This is a genomic window from Burkholderia cepacia, assembly GCF_001039005.1.
GTDB classification, from domain to species: domain Bacteria; phylum Pseudomonadota; class Gammaproteobacteria; order Burkholderiales; family Burkholderiaceae; genus Burkholderia; species Burkholderia theae.
Genome location: NZ_LDWR01000047.1, coordinates 1 through 16,149, shown reverse-complemented (window position 1 = coordinate 16,149; position 16,149 = coordinate 1). Strand labels below are relative to the sequence as shown.

Here is a 16,149-nt window from a genome sequence, read left to right as displayed (position 1 = left end):
ATGCGGGTGCGACGCACCCGCTGGATCGTCCGATAAAAAAACGCCGCGCCCCCGAAGGGGCGCGGCGTTTTTGCATGCCGGCCGGCGAAACAACCGGCTTGGCCGTTACGCGAGCGTTTCGGCCACTTCCGGCAGGCGCCAGTCGATCGGTTCGCGGCTGGCTTCGACCAGATAGTCGTTCGCGAGCGCGAAATGACGGCAGCCGAGGAAACCGCGGTGCGCGGACAGCGGCGACGGATGCGGTGCCTCGAGCACGCAATGCGCGCTCGCGTCGAATAGCGCGCGCTTCGCCTGAGCGTGCGCGCCCCACAGCATGAAGACGAGCCCGCGATGGCGGCCGGCGAGTTCGCGGATCAGCGTGTCCGTGCATTGCTCCCAGCCGCGCTTCGCGTGGCTCGCGGCCGCGCCGCGCTCGACCGTCAGCACGGTGTTGAGCAGCAGCACGCCCTGGCGCGCCCAGGTGTCGAGACAGCCGTGGCGTGGCGTTTCGTGACCGAAGTTCGCGGCGATTTCCTTGAAGATGTTGCGCAGCGACGGCGGCGTGCGGACGGCCGGCGGCACCGAGAACGCCAGGCCGTGTGCCTGCGGCGTGCCGCGATCGTCACCGTGGTACGGGTCCTGACCGAGGATCACGACCTTCACGTCGTCCGGGCTCGTCAGGCGCAGCGCGCGGAACACGTCGGTCGGGTAGACCGCCTTGCCGGCCGCACGCTCGTCGTCGACGAAGTGGCACAGCGGCGCGTATGCGTCGCTGTCGGTGAAGGGTTTCAGCACGTCGCGCCAGACGGCCGGCAGCGCGTCGAATTGCGCGGCGAGGTGCGGAACGTCGGCGACAACGGGCTGCGGCGCCGCGGCGGCCGGGGCAGCGGCTTTCTTCGCGGGCTTGCGTCCGGCCGCGGGCGACGCGGAAGCCGGGGACGGAATGTCGGCCGGTGCCGTTTCCGGCACGGGATCATCGAATAGCGACGCCTGTTGCGGCGCGCGGGAAGTCTTGCGGGTTGCCATGCGTGATGCGGGTTTATTGCGCGCGCAGCCGGTAGCCGCGCTGCGCCTTGCTGATGTTTTCGGGAGCGAGGCCCGGCAGCGCCTGCTGCAGTTCGCCGGCGAGCGTCGCGAGCGCCGCTTCCGGGCCGTCGATCAGTTCGAGTTCGATTTCGCTGATCGGTTCGCGGCGCGTTTCGTGTTCCGCCTGGACGACGATCTCGCCGAGGTCCACCGCGGCTTCGACGGTTGCGCCGCCGATTGCGATGCGCCACAGCGTACGCGAAAAATCCGTGCGGAACAGCGCGTGCAGCGCGCCGGCCGCGTCATTCAGCGCGGCGGCGGCTTCCGGCACGTCGCAGGCCGCGACGAGCGCATCGATTTCGAGCGCGTCGCCGGCGACGGGCAGTTCCCATTCGTGGCGGCGATGCAGGCCGCCTTCCGCGCTGCCGATCGTCTTGAAGGTCTGCAACCAGCCGTGCGGCGCGCGGCGCACGCGCACCGCGCTCTTCGAGCGGGCCAGCGCGAGATCGGGCGTGTCGTAATAGACGTTCGCGAGCGCGATGTCGTGACCGGGTTCGCCGGTCAGCGTCTCGAAGAAGTGCCGCGCGTCGTCGGCCTGACCGGCCGGCAGCGCGAGCTTGATTTCCTTTTCGATCGCCATCAGAAGAACATCCGCGCGAGTTCCTCGCCCGGCTGGTCGGCGCGCATGAATGCTTCGCCGACGAGGAACGTGTTGACGTTCGCCGCGCGCATCGTGTCGACGTCGGTGCGCGACAGGATGCCCGATTCGGTCACGACGATCCGGTCCTGCGGAATCATGTCGAGCATGTCGAGCGACGTCTGGATCGACGTCTCGAACGTGCGCAGGTTGCGGTTGTTGATGCCGAGCAGCGGCGTCTTGAGCGTCAGCGCCTGTTCCATCTCGTTGCGGTCGTGCACTTCGACCAGCACGGCGAGGCCGAGCGAGTGCGCATACGCCTCGAGGTCCTGCATCAGCGGCGTGTCGAGCGCGGCGGCGATCAGCAGGATCGCATCGGCGCCCATCGCGCGCGCTTCGAGGATCTGGTACGCATCGACGATGAAGTCCTTGCGCAGCACCGGCAGCGTGCAGGCCGCGCGCGCCTCTTCGAGGTAGCGGACGCTGCCCTGGAAGAATTGCTCGTCGGTCAGCACCGACAGGCACGCGGCACCGTGCGTCGCATACGAGCGCGCGATGTCGGCCGGCACGAAATGCTCGCGCAGCACGCCTTTCGACGGGCTTGCCTTCTTGATTTCGGCGATCACGGCGGCGTTGCCGGCCGCGTGCTTCGCACGCAGCGCGCCGACGAAGTCGCGCAGGTCGCGCGCGGATGCTTCCAGTTTCAATGCCTCGAGCGGCGTGCTGCGCATGGCCGCCGCGACTTCTTCGCGCTTGACGGCAATGATTCGGTCGAGAATGTCGCTCATGTGGGTTCCTGCTTGATTCGTAAAGGGAGTCAGCGCTTGAACTGCTGCGTGAAGCGCACGAGTTCGTCGACCTTCGCGCGCGCCTTGCCGCTCGCGATCGCTTCGCGAGCGAGCTGGATGCCGTCCGCGATCGATTCGGCGACGTTCGCCGCGTAGAGCGCGGTGCCCGAGTTCAGCGTGACGATCTCGCGCGCGACGCCCGGCTGGTTGTCCAGCGCACCGAGCAGCATCGTGCGCGATTCGTCGGCATTTTCCACCTTCAGCGTGCGATTCGACACCATCTGCAGGCCGAAGTCCTCCGGATGGATCTCGTATTCGTGCACCTTGCCGTCGCGCAATTCGCCGACGAGTGTCGCGGCGCCGAGCGATACCTCATCCATCCCGTCCTTGCCGTACACGACGAGCACGTGCTGCGCGCCGAGGCGCTGCATCACGCGCACCTGGATGCCGACGAGGTCGGGGTGGAACACGCCCATCAACTGGTTCGGCGCGCCGGCCGGGTTGGTCAGCGGGCCGAGGATGTTGAAGATCGTGCGCACGCCGAGCTCGCGGCGCACGGCCGCGATGTTCTTCATCGCGGGGTGATGGTTCGGCGCGAACATGAAGCCCATGCCCGTTTCGGCGATCGACGCGGCCACCTGGTCGGATTGCAGGTCGATGTTCACGCCGAGCGCCTCGAGCACGTCGGCGCTGCCGGACTTGCTCGACACGCCGCGGTTGCCGTGCTTCGCGACCTTCGCGCCGGCCGCCGCCGTGACGAACATCGACGCGGTCGAGATATTGAACGTGTGCGAGCCGTCGCCGCCGGTGCCGACGATGTCGACGAAGTTCGAGTTGTCCTGCACCTCGACGTGGTTCGCGAATTCGCGCATCACGGTCGCGGCGGCGGCGATCTCGCCGATCGTCTCCTTCTTCACGCGCAGCCCGGTGATGATCGCGGCGGCCATCACGGGCGACATGTCGCCGCGCATGATGAGCCGCATCAGGTGCAGCATCTCGTCGTGGAAGATCTCGCGGTGCTCGATCGTGCGCTGCAGCGCTTCCTGCGGGGTAATCGTCATCGTGAGGCTCCGGTCAGGCGGCGTGCGCGGCCGCGGCGCGAACCTGCTTCAGGAAATTCTCGAGCAGCGCATGGCCATGCTCGGACAGGATCGATTCCGGGTGGAACTGCACGCCTTCGACCGGCAGCGTCTTGTGACGCACGCCCATGATCTCGCCGTCGTCGGTCCATGCGGACACCTCGAGGCAGTCGGGCAGCGACTCGCGCTCGATCGCGAGCGAGTGGTAGCGCGTGACGTCGAAATGCTTCGGCAGGTCGGCGAACACGCCGCGGCAGTCGGTTTCGATCCGGCTTACCTTGCCGTGCATGATGGTCGCCGCGCGCACGACGCGGCCGCCGAATGCTTCGCCGATCGCCTGGTGGCCGAGGCAGACGCCGAGGATCGGCTTCTTGCCTGAAAATTCGCGCAACACGTCGAGCGTGATACCCGCGTGCTGCGGGTTGCTCGGGCCCGGCGACAGGCAGATCGCGTCGGGATTCAGGCGCGCGATTTCGTCGAGCGTGATTTCGTCGTTGCGGTACGTACGCACGTCCTCGCCCAGTTCGCCGAAGTACTGGACCAGGTTGTAGGTGAACGAGTCGTAGTTGTCGATCATGAGCAGCATGGTCAGTCTCCGGTCAGAAGTCGCTATCGAGGCCGTCCTGGACCTGTTCGGCCGCACGCAGCACGGCGCGCGCCTTGTTTTCGGTCTCTTGCCATTCGGATTCGGGCACCGAATCTGCAACGACGCCGGCCGCCGCTTGCACATACAGGTTGCCGTTGTGGATCAGGCCCGTGCGGATCGCGATCGCGAGATCCATCTCGCCCGAGAACGACAGGTAACCGACCGCACCGCCGTACAGCCCGCGCTTGATCGGCTCGAGTTCGTCGATCAGCTCCATCGCGCGCACCTTGGGCGCGCCGGACAGCGTGCCGGCCGGGAACGTCGCGCGCAGCACGTCGTAGTTCGTCATGCCCGGCTTCAGCTTGCCTTCGACCGAGCTGACGATGTGCTGCACGTGCGAATACTTCTCGATGACCATCTTGTCGGTCACCTGCACCGAGCCGATTTCCGCGATGCGGCCGACGTCGTTGCGCGCGAGGTCGATCAGCATCACGTGCTCGGCGATCTCCTTCGGATCGTTGAGCAGTTCGGTCGCGAGTTCCGCGTCGCGCTCGGGCGTGTTGCCGCGCGGGCGCGTGCCGGCGAGCGGGCGAATCGTGACGATCTGGTCTTCGCCGCGCTTTTCCTGGCGCACGAGGATTTCCGGCGATGCGCCGACCACGTGGAAATCGCCGAAGTTGTAGTAATACATGTACGGCGACGGATTCAGCGAACGCAGCGCGCGATACAGCGACAGCGGATTGTCGCGGTACGGCTTCGTCAGCCGCTGACCGACCTGGATCTGCATCAGTTCGCCGGCCGCGATGTATTCCTTTGCCTGGCGCACGGCGGCCAGATAGTCTTCCTTCTTGAACTCGCGGAACGTCTCGGTGCGCACGCTCGCCGACGTGACGGGCGGCTGCACGGTCGTGCGCAGGCGCTGCTTCAGCTCGCGCAGGCGGTGTTTCGCCTTCGCGTACGCCTCCGGCTGGCCCGGGTCCGCGTAGATGATCAGGTACAGCTTGCCGGCAAGGTTGTCGATCACCGCGACTTCCTCGGTCAGCAGTAGCTGGATGTCGGGCAGGCCGAGATCGTCGCGCGGCGCGGAGTTCGCGAGCTTCTTCTCGATGTAGCGCACCGCGTCGTAGCCGAAATAACCGGCGAGGCCGCCGCAGAAGCGCGGCAGGCCCGGGCGCTGCGCCACCTTGAAGCGCGCCTGGAACGATTCGATGAATTCGAACGGGTCGCGGTCATGCGTCTCGACCACCTGGCCGTCGCGCACGACTTCCGACACGCCGTTGCGGGTGCGGATGAGCGTGCGTGCGGGCAGGCCGATGAACGAGTAGCGGCCGAAGCGTTCGCCGCCGACCACCGATTCGAGCAGGAACGAGTTGGCGCCTGCGCGTTCGGGCTGGGCCAGCTTCAGGTAGAGCGAAAGCGGCGTTTCGAGATCGGCGAGGGCTTCCGCGATCAGCGGGATGCGGTTGTAGCCTTCGTTCGCAAGCGATTGGAATTCGAGTTCGGTCATGTTCCGGTCCTGTTCGGGACGAGCGGCGGCGTGCGCCAGGGATCACTTGACGCTGCGCGGGCTGCCGTCGGCGAAAGGGCGGTCGATCGAGAAGTGCCTGTTGCCGGCCGGCACTCCGGGCGTGAACGTCGCGAGCCTGCGGCCGATCCTGAACGCAAGCGTTCGGACACGGTGGAACTCGAGGTGGTGCGACGATCGGCGCGCGGATGCGCAGCGAGATAAAAAACGGCGCTGAAGACGTGCTTCAGCGTACCTCATCGAAGAGGTTAGCGCGACCAGCGACGCCAGGGCCAGGCTCCCCGGTCGATGCTGCTCAGACTCCGTTTTTTATTCAGAAACATGCAGATGGAAGAAATAATCAGAGGGTTGGCCGGCCGGCGTTGTGCGCGGAGATCGCGCGGGCTGCGACCAGCAACGAATCGACTATACCATCCGAATTTATCGTTTGTATAGCCTTGCCGTGGTTGTAGCCGTACGGCACCGTCAGCGTCGCCATCCCGGCCGCGCGGCCCGCCAGCGCATCGTTTTCCGAGTCGCCGATCGCGACCGCGGCGTCCGGCGCGACGCCGAGCGCGTCGCAGGCCGTCAGCATCGGCAGCGGATCGGGCTTCTTGCGTGCGACGCTGTCGCCGCCGAGCACGATGCCGAAGCAATCGGCCAGCCCGTATTGCTCGAGCAGCTCGACCGCGAAGCGGTGCGGCTTGTTCGTCACGCACGCGAGCCGGATGCCGGCCGCGCGCAGCGCGTCGAGACCGGCCGCCACCTCCGGATAGAGGCGCGTGTGGCGGCCGTTGATCTTCGCGTATTCGGCCTGGTAGATCGCCAGCGCGTCGTCGAAGCGCGCATGGGCTTCGTCGGCGGTGAAGCGCGGTTTCAGCACGCTCTGGATCAGGTGTTCGGAGCCCTTGCCGACGTAGCCGATCACCTCGTCGCGCGACGTGGCCGGCGCGTCGAGCTGCGCGAGCATTCCGTTCAGGCCGGCCGTGAAATCGTCGGCCGTGTCGACCATCGTGCCGTCGAGATCGATCAGCGCCGCGTCGATGCGCGGCGCGGCGAAGCGGATCGGGGCGGCGTCCGTTGCGGCCCCGGCCGGCGCGTGCCCGGCGAGCGGCGATTCGGCCATGGCGTCAGCTCCGCTTGACGGTGGCGAGCGCGGCGCGCATCTCGTCGATCACCTTGCGGTAGTCGGGCTTGCCGAAGATCGCCGAGCCCGCGACGAAGGTGTCGGCGCCGGCTGCCGCGATTTCCGCGATGTTGTCGGTTTTCACGCCGCCGTCGACCTCGAGCAGGATCTCGCGGCCCGTGCGCTCGGTGTAGGCGTCGATGCGCGCGCGGGCTTCGCGCAGCTTGTTCAGCGTTTCCGGAATGAACGACTGGCCGCCGAAGCCGGGGTTGACCGACATCAGCAGCACGAAGTCGAGGCGGTCCATCACGTGGTCGAGGTAGTTCAGCGGCGTGGCCGGGTTGAACACGAGGCCGGCTTTGCAGCCGTGGTCACGGATCAGCGACAGCGTGCGGTCGACGTGATCGGAGCCTTCCGGGTGGAAGCTGATCAGGTTCGCACCGGCCTTCGCGAAATCGGGCACGATCCGGTCGACCGGGCGCACCATCAGGTGCACGTCGATCGGCACCTGCACGTGCGGGCGGATCGCTTCGCACACGAGCGGGCCGATCGTCAGGTTCGGCACATAATGGTTGTCCATCACGTCGAAGTGGATCCAGTCGGCGCCGGCGGCGACGACGTTGCGGACTTCTTCGCCGAGCCGTGCGAAATCGGCCGACAGGATGCTGGGAGCGATGCGGAATTGGGTCATGGCAGGGGAGCGGGGACGTTGCGGCGCAAAACCGACATTCTACCGCCCGGCGGCCGGGGCGCGGCGGCGGGCCGTGCGGTTGCAGCCCGATTCCGCATCAAGCAGAATGCCGAACCAAAGCGGCGCGTCCGCGGCCCCGTCGCCCACGCCGGCACGGGCAGTCACACTCCAGCGGAACCATCATGAGTCAGTATCAGTTCACCGTTTCGGTGAAAACCAGTTACTTGCCGGAACAATCCGACCCCGATCGACGTCAATACGCATTCGCGTACACGCTGACGATCCGCAACACGGGGCAGGTCGCGGCGCAACTGATCGCGCGTCACTGGATCATCACGGACAGCGAGAGCCACGTGCAGGAAGTGAAGGGGCTCGGCGTCGTCGGGCACCAGCCGCTGCTGCAGCCGGGCGAGCAGTTCGAATACACGAGCTGGGCCGTGATTGCGACGCCGGTCGGTACGATGCGTGGCGCGTACTTCTGCGTGGCGGAGGACGGCGAGCGTTTCGACGCGCCGGTCGACGAGTTCGCGCTGCACATGCCGCGCACGCTGCATTGAGCCGAGTGTCCGGAGCGCGTCAGCGTGGCTGGCGGTCGTTGTTGCGGGCGTGCTTCTTTCTTCCCGACGACGTCCAGACGACGATGAAGATCAGCAGGGCAAGCGCTACGAAGGCTTCGAGCGCGAAGATGAGCATCGGATATTGGTCGAGAAAATCTGACATGGCGGTTTCCATCAAGAACGAACATTGTATGTGGTTTGGGCCCCGGTTGGCCGGCTGGATTGCGGCGGCCGCGGCGGCGGCGCTGCTTGCCGCGTGCGGTGGCGCGCCGACGCGGACGTCTGCGCTGAAGCCGCCGACCGGCACGGCGATCGTGCCGGGGCAGGTCGCCGCGAAGCGGCTCACGCCGGTCGCGTGGCAGCAGGTGCCGGGCTGGCAGGACGATTCGCTGCTCGGCGCGACGGCCGCGTTGCGGCAGAACTGCGTGCGGCTCGCGCGCCAGCCGGCCTGGCAGCGCGCTTGCGCGGCCGCCGACCGGCTCGACGAGCTCGACGTCAGCAGCGCGCGCGCCTTCTTCGAAGCGTACTTCACGCCGTTCCAGCTCGCGAACACCGACGGCACGCTCGACGGGCTCGTGACCGGTTATTACGAGCCGCTGCTGCATGGTTCGCGGGTGCGCCGCGGCCCGTATCAGTACGCGCTCTATCGCTGGCCGGCCGGTTATCGCGCGGGCTCGGCGCTGCCGGTGCGCGCGCAGCTCGAGCGTGCCGGCGTGCTGAACGGCAACGAGCTCGTGTGGGTTGACGATCCGATCGAGGCGTTTTTCCTGCAGGTGCAGGGCTCGGGGCGCGTACTGCTCGACGATGGTTCGGTGATGCGGGTCGGCTTCGGCGGCACCAACAACCAGCCGTACCGCTCGATCGGCAAATGGCTGCTCGATCGCGGCGAGCTGACGCCCGCGCAGGCGACGATGCAGGGCATCAAGGCGTGGGCGAAGGCGAACCCGAACCGTGTCGACGCATTGCTCGACACGAATCCGCGGTTCGTGTTCTTCCGCGACATGCCGACCAAGGAAGACGCGCCGCACGGCGGCGCGGACGGCCCGATCGGCGCGCTCGGCGTGCCGCTGACGCCGGAGCGTTCGATCGCGGTCGATCCGTCGTCGATCCCGCTCGGCACGCCCGTGTTCCTGCAGACCACGCGTCCGCTGACGAATACGCCGATGAACCGGCTCGTGTTCGCGCAGGATACGGGCTCCGCGATCAAGGGCGGTGTGCGGGCCGACTATTTCTGGGGGCTCGGCGACGACGCAGGCGACCAGGCCGGCCGGATGAAGCAGGTCGGCCGGATGTGGCTGCTGTTCCCGAATTCGTGATGCACGGCGGCGCTGGCCGCCCGAGCGTCGCGGCGCTGGTGTTTCATCCGAAGCGCTTGATGTGACGTGATGCGACGACGGGCCGTGCCCGAGACGAAGCAGCCCGATCGGTTTTGGCCGATCGGGCTGCTTCTTTTTGGCGCAGCGGGATTGCCGCGCCGCGCGGCCGACGCGCCGTGGGTGGCGCGTTGCGTCAGCCCTTGCGTTTGTCGATGACGCGGCGGGCCTTGCCGACGGACCGCTCGGTCCCGTTCACGGGCAGCACGTTGATCACGGCCGTTACGCCGATCAACGACTTGATGTCGTAAGCGAGCGCTTGTTTCGCCGCGTGGATCGCCGCCGTATCCGGCGCGGTCTCGGGGCACGGCTCGACGTTGAGCGTCAGCACGTCGAGCGGGCCCTCCTTCGTCAGCACGATCTGATAGTGTGGCGCGAGCGCGCGTTGCTTGAGCAACTGTTCCTCGATTTGCGTCGGGAACACGTTGACGCCGCGCACGATCATCATGTCGTCCGAGCGGCCGGTGATTTTTTCCATCCGGCGCATCGTACGAGCGGTGCCGGGTAACAGGCGCGTGAGGTCGCGTGTCCGGTAGCGGACGATCGGCAGCGCTTCCTTCGTCAGCGACGTGAACACGAGTTCACCGAGTTCGCCGTCCGGTAGCACTTCGCCGGTTTCGGGATCGATGATTTCCGGATAGAAGTGGTCTTCCCAGATGGTCGGGCCATCCTTGGTCTCGACGCATTCGGACGCGACGCCGGGGCCCATCACTTCGGACAGCCCGTAGATGTCGACCGCGTCGATGCCCATCCGCTGTTCGATCGCGACGCGCATGTCATTGGTCCATGGTTCCGCGCCGAAGATGCCGATGCGCAGCGAACTCTGCACGGGATCGAGGCCCTGGCGCTCGATTTCGTCGGCGATCGACAGCATGTAGCTCGGCGTCACCATGATGATGTCGGGCCGGAAATCCTGGATCAGTTGTACCTGCTTCTCGGTCTGGCCGCCGCCGAACGGGATCACGGTCAGTCCCGCGCGTTCGGCACCGTAGTGCGCGCCGAGCCCGCCCGTGAACAAGCCGTAGCCGTAGCTGACGTGCACCTTGTCGCCGCGGCGCGCACCGGCGGCGCGGATCGAGCGTGCGACGAGATTCGCCCACGTGTCGATGTCGCCAGCCGTATAGCCGACGACCGTCGGTTTGCCGGTCGTGCCCGATGACGCATGGATGCGCGAGATCTGGTCCTGCGGCACCGCGAACATCCCGAACGGGTAACTGTCGCGCAGGTCGCTCTTGGTCGTGAACGGGAAGCGCGACAGGTCGGCGAGCGTCTTCAGGTCGTCGGGATGGACGCCCGCATCGTCGAACTTGCGACGATAGACGGGGGAGTGGTCATACGCATGCCGGAGCGACCACTTGAGGCGTTCGAGCTGCAGCGCGGTCAGCTCGTCGCGTGAGGCGGTCTCGATCGGCTCGAGCGGTAGCGGGGTAGTCATGCATGTCTCCAGTGCTTGTTATGTGCGAGCCGTCGGCGTCAGCGGTCTTCCGGGATGACCGTGCCCTTGATCTGGGCGGATTTGCCGCGAAACATCGCGACGGTTTCGCCGGTCTGGTTCGTGACGCGGATGTCGTAGATGCCGTGGCGGCCAGCGCGCGCCTGTTCGATCGCCTCGGCGGTCAACACGTCGTTGCCGTGCACGGGGCGCAGGAATTCGATCGAACAGCCGGCCGCGACCGTGTTCAGGTTGTACGAGTTGCACGCGAACGCGAACGTCGAATCGGCGAGCGTGAAGATGATCCCGCCATGGCAGGTCTGATGCCCGTTCAGGAATTCGGGCCGCACGCGCATCTGCAGGCGTGCGTAACCGGCGCGTACTTCGGCGATTTCCATGCCGAACGCGCGGCTGCATGCGTCCGCGTCGTACATGGCTTGTGCGGTGGCGCGGGCGAGCGAATCGGGGTCGAGCGTGGCGGTGGCGTTCGTCATGTCAACGCCCCTCGAAGCGAGGCGCACGTTTCTCGATGAATGCCGTCACGCCTTCCGCATAGTCGTGCGACTGGCCGAGCTTGCGCTGCAGGTCGCGTTCCAGATCGAGCTGCTGGTCGAGCGTGTTCGTGACGCTGTCGCGCATCGATTGCTTGATCGATGCGATCGCGAGCGTCGGCTGTTGCGCGAGCTGGGTCGCGAGCTGGCGGGCTGACGCGACGAGTGCGTCGTCGTCGACCGCGCGCCAGATCAGGCCCCATTGCTCGGCCTGTTCGGCGCCGAGCTTGTCTCCGGTCAGCGCGAGCCCCAGCGCACGTGCCATGCCGACGCGTTGCGGCAGGAACCACGTGCCGCCCGAATCGGGTACGAGCCCGATCTTGACGAAGGCCTGGATGAAACTGCTCGAGCGTGCGGCGAACACGAGATCGCATGCAAGCGCGAGATTTGCGCCGGCGCCGGCCGCCGTGCCGTTGACGGCGGCGATCACCGGAATCGGCAGGCGCTGCAGGCGGCGGATTAGCGGATTGAAGTGCTCGTCGATTAGCGTGCCGAGATCGGTGGACGCCCCCGGCGTGAAGTCGAGGTCGGCCAGATCCTGGCCCGCGCAGAAGCCGCGCCCCGCACCCGTCAGAATCAGCGCGCGTGCGCCGGCCGCTTCGACTTCATCGAGTGCCGACTGCAGTTCGCGATGCATCGCCCGCGTGAAGCTGTTGAGCTTGTCGGGGCGGTTGAGGGTAATCGTGGCCACGCGCGCGGCCTGATCGATATCCAGCTGGATCGCCTGATAGGACATGCAGTGTCTCCTTCATGACTTCGTTATAGGCGCGCGGCGCGGCGGTTACACGCGTTCGATCGCGAGTGCGATGCCCTGGCCGACACCGATGCACATCGTACAGAGCGCAAAGCGGCCGCCTGTACGCTCGAGTTGATAGAGCGCCGTGGTGACGAGCCGGGCGCCCGATGCACCGAGCGGATGGCCCAGTGCAATCGCACCGCCATTCGGGTTCACGCGCGGATCGTCGTCGGCCACGCCGAGCATGCGCAGCACCGCGAGACCCTGCGACGCGAACGCCTCGTTCAGCTCGATCACGTCGAATTGATCGATGGTCATGCCGAGCTGGCGCAGCAGTTTCTGCGTGGCCGGCGCGGGGCCGATGCCCATCACGCGCGGCTCGACACCGGCGGTCGCCATGCCGATGACGCGCGCGCGGCGGCGCAGGCCATACTGGTCGGCTGCCTGCGCATTGGCGAGCAGCAGCGCGCACGCGCCGTCGTTGACGCCCGATGCGTTGCCGGCCGTCACCGAGCCGTCCGCGCGCACGACGCCCTTCAGCTTCGCAAGCGCCTCGAGCGACGTCTCGCGCGGATGTTCGTCGCGCGACACGATTACCGGATCGCCCTTCTTCTGGGCAATCGAGACTGGCACGATTTCCTCGGCGAGCGTGCCGTCCTGCTGCGCACGCGCGGCCTTCTGCTGGCTGCGCAGCGCGAACAGGTCCTGGTCGGCGCGGCTGACGTTGTAGTCGACCGCGACGTTCTCGGCCGTCTCCGGCATCGAATCGACGCCGTGCAGCTGTTTCATCAGCGGATTGACGAAACGCCAGCCGATCGTCGTGTCGAAGATGTCGGCCTGGCGCGCGAACGCGCTCGCGGCCTTGCCCATCACGAACGGCGCGCGCGTCATGCTTTCGACGCCGCCCGCGATCATCAGGCGCGCCTCGCCCGCCTTGATCGCGCGCGCAGCCGTGCCGACCGCGTCCATCCCGGAGCCGCACAGCCGGTTCAGCGTCGTGCCCGGCACGGTGGTCGGCAGGCCCGCGAGCAGCGCCGACATGCGCGCGACGTTGCGGTTGTCTTCGCCGGCCTGGTTCGCGCAGCCGTAGATCACGTCGTCGATCGCCGTCCAGTCGACATCGAGGTTGCGCTCGATCAGCGCCTTGAGCGGCACCGCACCGAGGTCGTCGGCGCGGACGTCTTTCAGGGCGCCGCCGTAGCGGCCGATGGGGGTGCGAATCGCATCGCAGATGTAGGCGTCTGTCATGGGCGTATCGATGAGCAACGAACCCGCCGGGTGGCGGATCCGTTCATGGTAGAGAACGTGGAGGCGTTTGCACGTCGGCCATTCGGGTTATGCCGGTTGGCCAGCTTCCGCAGGTACCGCCTTCGGGGCAACATGGACGCGGCTTTGCACCACACGGAACCGGTTGGCGACGAACGCCGGGTCGGCCAGCGCCGCGTTGGCTGCCGGGTTCGCGCCCGTGCCGTGGAAGTCGGAGAAGGCGGCCGACTGGTTCACGAACACGCCGCCCGTCAGGTTGATCGACAGTGCGACACCGCCGCGCACCGCTGCATCGTGTGCGGCGTCGATGATTGCTTCATCGGTGCTGTAGACGGAGAGGGTCAGCGCGCCATGTTCCGCCGCGATTTCGCCGGCGAGGTCGAGCGACTGCGCGGTCGAGTCGGTCGCGATCACGAACGAGATCGGGCCGAACCACTCCTGCGTGAATTTCTCGCGATCGGCCACGTCGAGTTGCAGCACGAGCGGCGTGCGCACGCGAGCATCGGGGAACGCCGGGTGCTGGAGTGCGAGGCTGTCGGCGAGCACGCGGCCGAGCTGGCGGGCGTCGTCGATGCGTGCGGTCACGCCATCGTTCTGGATTGCGCCGATCAGTTCGACCGAGCGTGCCGGGTCGCCGGTGAGCTTTTGCACGGAAACGGCAATTGCCTGTGCGACTTCGTCGAAGCTGGCATGGCCGTCCGCCGTGCGGATGCCGTCGCGCGGCACGTAGATGTTTTGCGGTGCCGTGCACATCTGGCCGGAGTACAGCGCCAGCGAGAACGCGATGTTCTTGGCGGCGGCCTTCAGGTCGTCGGTCGAGTCGATCACGATCTGGTTGACGCCTGCCTTCTCGGTATAGACCTGTGCCTGGTGGGCATGGCGTTCTAGCCACGTGCCGTTCTGCGTGCTGCCGGTGAAGTCGATCAGCTTGATCTCGGGGCGCAGCGCGAGGTCCTGAACGAGTGCGCCGTCGTTGGGCTCGGTCGCGAGGAGCGTGACGATGTTCGGATCGAATCCGGCTTCGCGCAGTACGTCGCGAGCGATCCGCACCGTAATCGCGAGCGGCAGGATCGCGCCCGGATGCGGTTTGACGATCACGGTGTTACCGGTTGCCAGATCGGCGAACAGGCCCGGGTAGCCGTTCCAGGTCGGGAACGTGCAGCAGCCGAGCACGAGCCCCGTGCCGCGCGGGACGACCGTGTAGCGCTTGTGCATCGCGAGCGGCGGGTTCTTGCCTTGCGGCTTTTCCCAGTGCGCTTCGGCCGGGATGCGGCGCAGTTCGTCCCATGCATAGGCAACTGCCTCGAGCGCGCGATCCTGTGCGTGCGGGCCGCCGGCCTGGAACGCCATCATGAAAGCCTGCCCGGTGGTGTGCATCACGCTGTAGGCGATCTCGAAGCTCGCACGGTTCAGGCGCGTGAGGATTTCGAGGCTGACGCCGACCCATGCGCTCGGGCCGGCTTCGCGCCACGTGCGTTGCGCGGCGGCCGCGGCGGCGATCAGTGCGTCGGGCGTCGATTTCGGATACCGGATGCCCAGTGCGATGCCGTACGGCGAGCGCTCTGCGCCGACCGTTTCGCCGGACGCCGGCTGGTCGAGCGCGAACGTCTTGTCGAGGTGCGACTTGAACGCGGCTTCGCCGTCGGCGCTCGCGCTTTCCCCGTACACTTTGGGACTCGGCATTTCGGCGAACGGGCTCCAGTACCCGCGGCTCTCGATGGCGGCGAGTGCGTGCTTCAGCGTGTCTTCGTGCTTCGTGAACAGTGCGTGGGTCATGGCGGCAGCCTGATGAACGTTGAGAGGGATTGGATCGATTAATTAACCGACCGGTTGGTCGGAGAATGGTAGCATCAAATTATTCGCATGTGCGAGGCGTTTCTCATTTCATTGATCGAGGAGAAATAGATGGCTTACGAGAACATCCTGGTGGAGACCCGGGGGCGTGTCGGGCTGGTTACGCTGAACCGTCCGAAGGCGCTGAATGCGCTGAACGATGCGCTGATGGATGAGTTGGGCGACGCGCTGAAGGCATTCGATGCGGACGACGGCATCGGCGCCATCGTCGTGACGGGGAGCGAGAAGGCGTTTGCGGCCGGCGCGGACATCGGCATGATGGCGACCTACTCCTATATGGACGTTTACCGGGGCGACTACATCACGCGTAACTGGGAGACAGTCCGCGAGATCCGCAAGCCGATCATTGCGGCGGTTGCGGGTTTTGCGCTGGGCGGCGGCTGCGAGCTCGCGATGATGTGCGACATCATCTTCGCGGCCGACACCGCCAAGTTCGGCCAGCCGGAAATCAAGCTAGGCGTCATGCCGGGTGCGGGCGGCACCCAGCGTCTGCCGCGCGCTGTGTCGAAGGCGAAGGCGATGGACATGTGCCTGACCGCGCGTTTCATGGACGCCGCCGAAGCGGAGCGCGCGGGGCTCGTGTCGCGCGTGCTGCCGGCCGACAAGCTGCTCGACGAGGCGATTGCCGCCGCGACGACGATCGCCGAGTTTTCGCTGCCGGCGGTCATGATGGTCAAGGAGTCGGTGAACCGCGCGTACGAGACGACGCTGGCCGAAGGCGTCCACTTCGAGCGCCGGTTGTTCCACTCACTGTTCGCGACCGAAGACCAGAAGGAAGGGATGGCGGCATTCGTCGAGAAACGGAAGCCGGCGTTCAAGAACCGCTGATTGGGCTGCGCCGCAGCGGGTGTCGGCGACTGGTTGGTATCGATTGCCGGCATGATTGCCCGGCCCTTTCTATCAAGAGCCACCGTGCGCGTCAGCGCACGGTGGCTTTTCAAAATATTTTCACAAAGGGGCTTGC

At 66.7% G+C, this 16,149-nt stretch carries 17 protein-coding genes; 3 read left to right on the top strand and 14 right to left on the bottom strand.

All coding sequences use genetic code 11. The features are described 5' to 3' along the window. Positions 1-105: 105 nt before the first annotated feature. The 8 genes from VL15_RS27170 to rpe form a co-directional block, all read right to left on the bottom strand. Positions 106-1,005: a uracil-DNA glycosylase gene (locus tag VL15_RS27170; protein WP_048249748.1), complete on the bottom strand. Its 900-nt coding sequence runs from the start codon at positions 1,003-1,005 to the stop codon at positions 106-108. 13 nt (positions 1,006-1,018) lie between these two features. Then, entirely contained in the window at positions 1,019-1,645 is a 627-nt protein-coding gene (locus tag VL15_RS27165; RefSeq protein ID WP_048249747.1) for a CYTH domain-containing protein, read from the bottom strand. Beyond that, positions 1,645-2,430: an indole-3-glycerol phosphate synthase TrpC gene (gene trpC / locus VL15_RS27160; protein ID WP_048249745.1), complete on the bottom strand. Its 786-nt coding sequence runs from the start codon at positions 2,428-2,430 to the stop codon at positions 1,645-1,647. The genes VL15_RS27165 and trpC overlap by 1 nt, the downstream gene beginning before the upstream one ends. 29 nt (positions 2,431-2,459) lie before the next feature. After that, positions 2,460-3,491 carry an anthranilate phosphoribosyltransferase gene (trpD, locus tag VL15_RS27155; RefSeq protein ID WP_048249744.1) on the bottom strand — a complete coding sequence of 344 codons (1,032 nt, stop codon included), beginning with the start codon at positions 3,489-3,491 and terminating at the stop codon, positions 2,460-2,462. A 13-nt stretch (positions 3,492-3,504) separates the two neighbouring features. After that, entirely contained in the window at positions 3,505-4,095 is a 591-nt protein-coding gene (locus VL15_RS27150) for an aminodeoxychorismate/anthranilate synthase component II (protein WP_048249743.1), read from the bottom strand. 13 nt (positions 4,096-4,108) lie between these two features. Further along, positions 4,109-5,602 (bottom strand): anthranilate synthase component I, encoded by a 1,494-nt coding sequence (gene trpE, locus VL15_RS27145; RefSeq protein WP_048249742.1) that lies wholly within the window; start codon positions 5,600-5,602, stop codon positions 4,109-4,111. Between the two features lie 358 nt (positions 5,603-5,960). Then, on the bottom strand, positions 5,961-6,725 hold the full coding sequence (locus tag VL15_RS27140; protein WP_048249741.1) for a phosphoglycolate phosphatase: 765 nt from the start codon (positions 6,723-6,725) through the stop codon (positions 5,961-5,963). 4 nt (positions 6,726-6,729) lie between these two features. After that, on the bottom strand, positions 6,730-7,416 hold the full coding sequence (gene rpe / locus VL15_RS27135) for a ribulose-phosphate 3-epimerase (protein ID WP_048249740.1): 687 nt from the start codon (positions 7,414-7,416) through the stop codon (positions 6,730-6,732). A 182-nt stretch (positions 7,417-7,598) separates the two neighbouring features. Here rpe and apaG point away from each other — a divergent pair, with 182 nt between their 5' ends. Further along, positions 7,599-7,973, top strand: a complete 375-nt coding sequence (apaG, locus tag VL15_RS27130) for a Co2+/Mg2+ efflux protein ApaG (protein ID WP_048249739.1) — start codon at positions 7,599-7,601, stop codon at positions 7,971-7,973. Between the two features lie 19 nt (positions 7,974-7,992). Here the strand turns inward: apaG and VL15_RS43255 are convergent, their stop codons facing one another. After that, positions 7,993-8,136, bottom strand: coding sequence for a hypothetical protein (locus VL15_RS43255; protein ID WP_014898203.1), 144 nt, complete (start codon positions 8,134-8,136; stop codon positions 7,993-7,995). 28 nt (positions 8,137-8,164) lie between these two features. On the opposite strand from VL15_RS43255, the gene VL15_RS27125 reads away from it, so the two are divergent. Next, positions 8,165-9,289, top strand: coding sequence for a murein transglycosylase A (locus VL15_RS27125; protein ID WP_230684526.1), 1,125 nt, complete (start codon positions 8,165-8,167; stop codon positions 9,287-9,289). A 193-nt stretch (positions 9,290-9,482) separates the two neighbouring features. Here VL15_RS27125 and paaK read toward each other — a convergent pair whose 3' ends face one another. The 5 genes from paaK to paaN form a co-directional block, all read right to left on the bottom strand. Further along, entirely contained in the window at positions 9,483-10,781 is a 1,299-nt protein-coding gene (gene paaK / locus VL15_RS27120; protein ID WP_048249738.1) for a phenylacetate--CoA ligase PaaK, read from the bottom strand. A 38-nt stretch (positions 10,782-10,819) separates the two neighbouring features. Further along, positions 10,820-11,272, bottom strand: coding sequence for a hydroxyphenylacetyl-CoA thioesterase PaaI (gene paaI / locus VL15_RS27115; protein ID WP_048249737.1), 453 nt, complete (start codon positions 11,270-11,272; stop codon positions 10,820-10,822). Between the two features lies 1 nt (position 11,273). Continuing rightward, on the bottom strand, positions 11,274-12,065 hold the full coding sequence (gene paaG, locus VL15_RS27110) for a 2-(1,2-epoxy-1,2-dihydrophenyl)acetyl-CoA isomerase PaaG (RefSeq protein WP_048249736.1): 792 nt from the start codon (positions 12,063-12,065) through the stop codon (positions 11,274-11,276). A 45-nt stretch (positions 12,066-12,110) separates the two neighbouring features. Then, positions 12,111-13,313, bottom strand: coding sequence for a 3-oxoadipyl-CoA thiolase (gene pcaF, locus VL15_RS27105; RefSeq protein ID WP_048249735.1), 1,203 nt, complete (start codon positions 13,311-13,313; stop codon positions 12,111-12,113). A gap of 87 nt (positions 13,314-13,400) precedes the next feature. Continuing rightward, entirely contained in the window at positions 13,401-15,107 is a 1,707-nt protein-coding gene (gene paaN, locus VL15_RS27100) for a phenylacetic acid degradation protein PaaN (protein WP_048249734.1), read from the bottom strand. A 129-nt stretch (positions 15,108-15,236) separates the two neighbouring features. Here paaN and VL15_RS27095 point away from each other — a divergent pair, with 129 nt between their 5' ends. Further along, positions 15,237-16,013, top strand: coding sequence for an enoyl-CoA hydratase (locus tag VL15_RS27095; protein WP_048249732.1), 777 nt, complete (start codon positions 15,237-15,239; stop codon positions 16,011-16,013). The last annotated feature ends 136 nt before the right edge of the window (positions 16,014-16,149 follow it).

Coding starts and splice junctions, on each gene's coding strand:
- VL15_RS27170 (WP_048249748.1), bottom strand. CDS start 1,005: ATGGCAACCCGCAAGACTTCCCGCGCGCCGCAACAGGCGTCGCTATTC.
- VL15_RS27165 (WP_048249747.1), bottom strand. CDS start 1,645: ATGGCGATCGAAAAGGAAATCAAGCTCGCGCTGCCGGCCGGTCAGGCC.
- trpC (WP_048249745.1), bottom strand. CDS start 2,430: ATGAGCGACATTCTCGACCGAATCATTGCCGTCAAGCGCGAAGAAGTC.
- trpD (WP_048249744.1), bottom strand. CDS start 3,491: ATGACGATTACCCCGCAGGAAGCGCTGCAGCGCACGATCGAGCACCGC.
- VL15_RS27150 (WP_048249743.1), bottom strand. CDS start 4,095: ATGCTGCTCATGATCGACAACTACGACTCGTTCACCTACAACCTGGTC.
- trpE (WP_048249742.1), bottom strand. CDS start 5,602: ATGACCGAACTCGAATTCCAATCGCTTGCGAACGAAGGCTACAACCGC.
- VL15_RS27140 (WP_048249741.1), bottom strand. CDS start 6,725: ATGGCCGAATCGCCGCTCGCCGGGCACGCGCCGGCCGGGGCCGCAACG.
- rpe (WP_048249740.1), bottom strand. CDS start 7,416: ATGACCCAATTCCGCATCGCTCCCAGCATCCTGTCGGCCGATTTCGCA.
- apaG (WP_048249739.1), top strand. CDS start 7,599: ATGAGTCAGTATCAGTTCACCGTTTCGGTGAAAACCAGTTACTTGCCG.
- VL15_RS43255 (WP_014898203.1), bottom strand. CDS start 8,136: ATGTCAGATTTTCTCGACCAATATCCGATGCTCATCTTCGCGCTCGAA.
- VL15_RS27125 (WP_230684526.1), top strand. CDS start 8,165: ATGTGGTTTGGGCCCCGGTTGGCCGGCTGGATTGCGGCGGCCGCGGCG.
- paaK (WP_048249738.1), bottom strand. CDS start 10,781: ATGACTACCCCGCTACCGCTCGAGCCGATCGAGACCGCCTCACGCGAC.
- paaI (WP_048249737.1), bottom strand. CDS start 11,272: ATGACGAACGCCACCGCCACGCTCGACCCCGATTCGCTCGCCCGCGCC.
- paaG (WP_048249736.1), bottom strand. CDS start 12,065: ATGTCCTATCAGGCGATCCAGCTGGATATCGATCAGGCCGCGCGCGTG.
- pcaF (WP_048249735.1), bottom strand. CDS start 13,313: ATGACAGACGCCTACATCTGCGATGCGATTCGCACCCCCATCGGCCGC.
- paaN (WP_048249734.1), bottom strand. CDS start 15,107: ATGACCCACGCACTGTTCACGAAGCACGAAGACACGCTGAAGCACGCA.
- VL15_RS27095 (WP_048249732.1), top strand. CDS start 15,237: ATGGCTTACGAGAACATCCTGGTGGAGACCCGGGGGCGTGTCGGGCTG.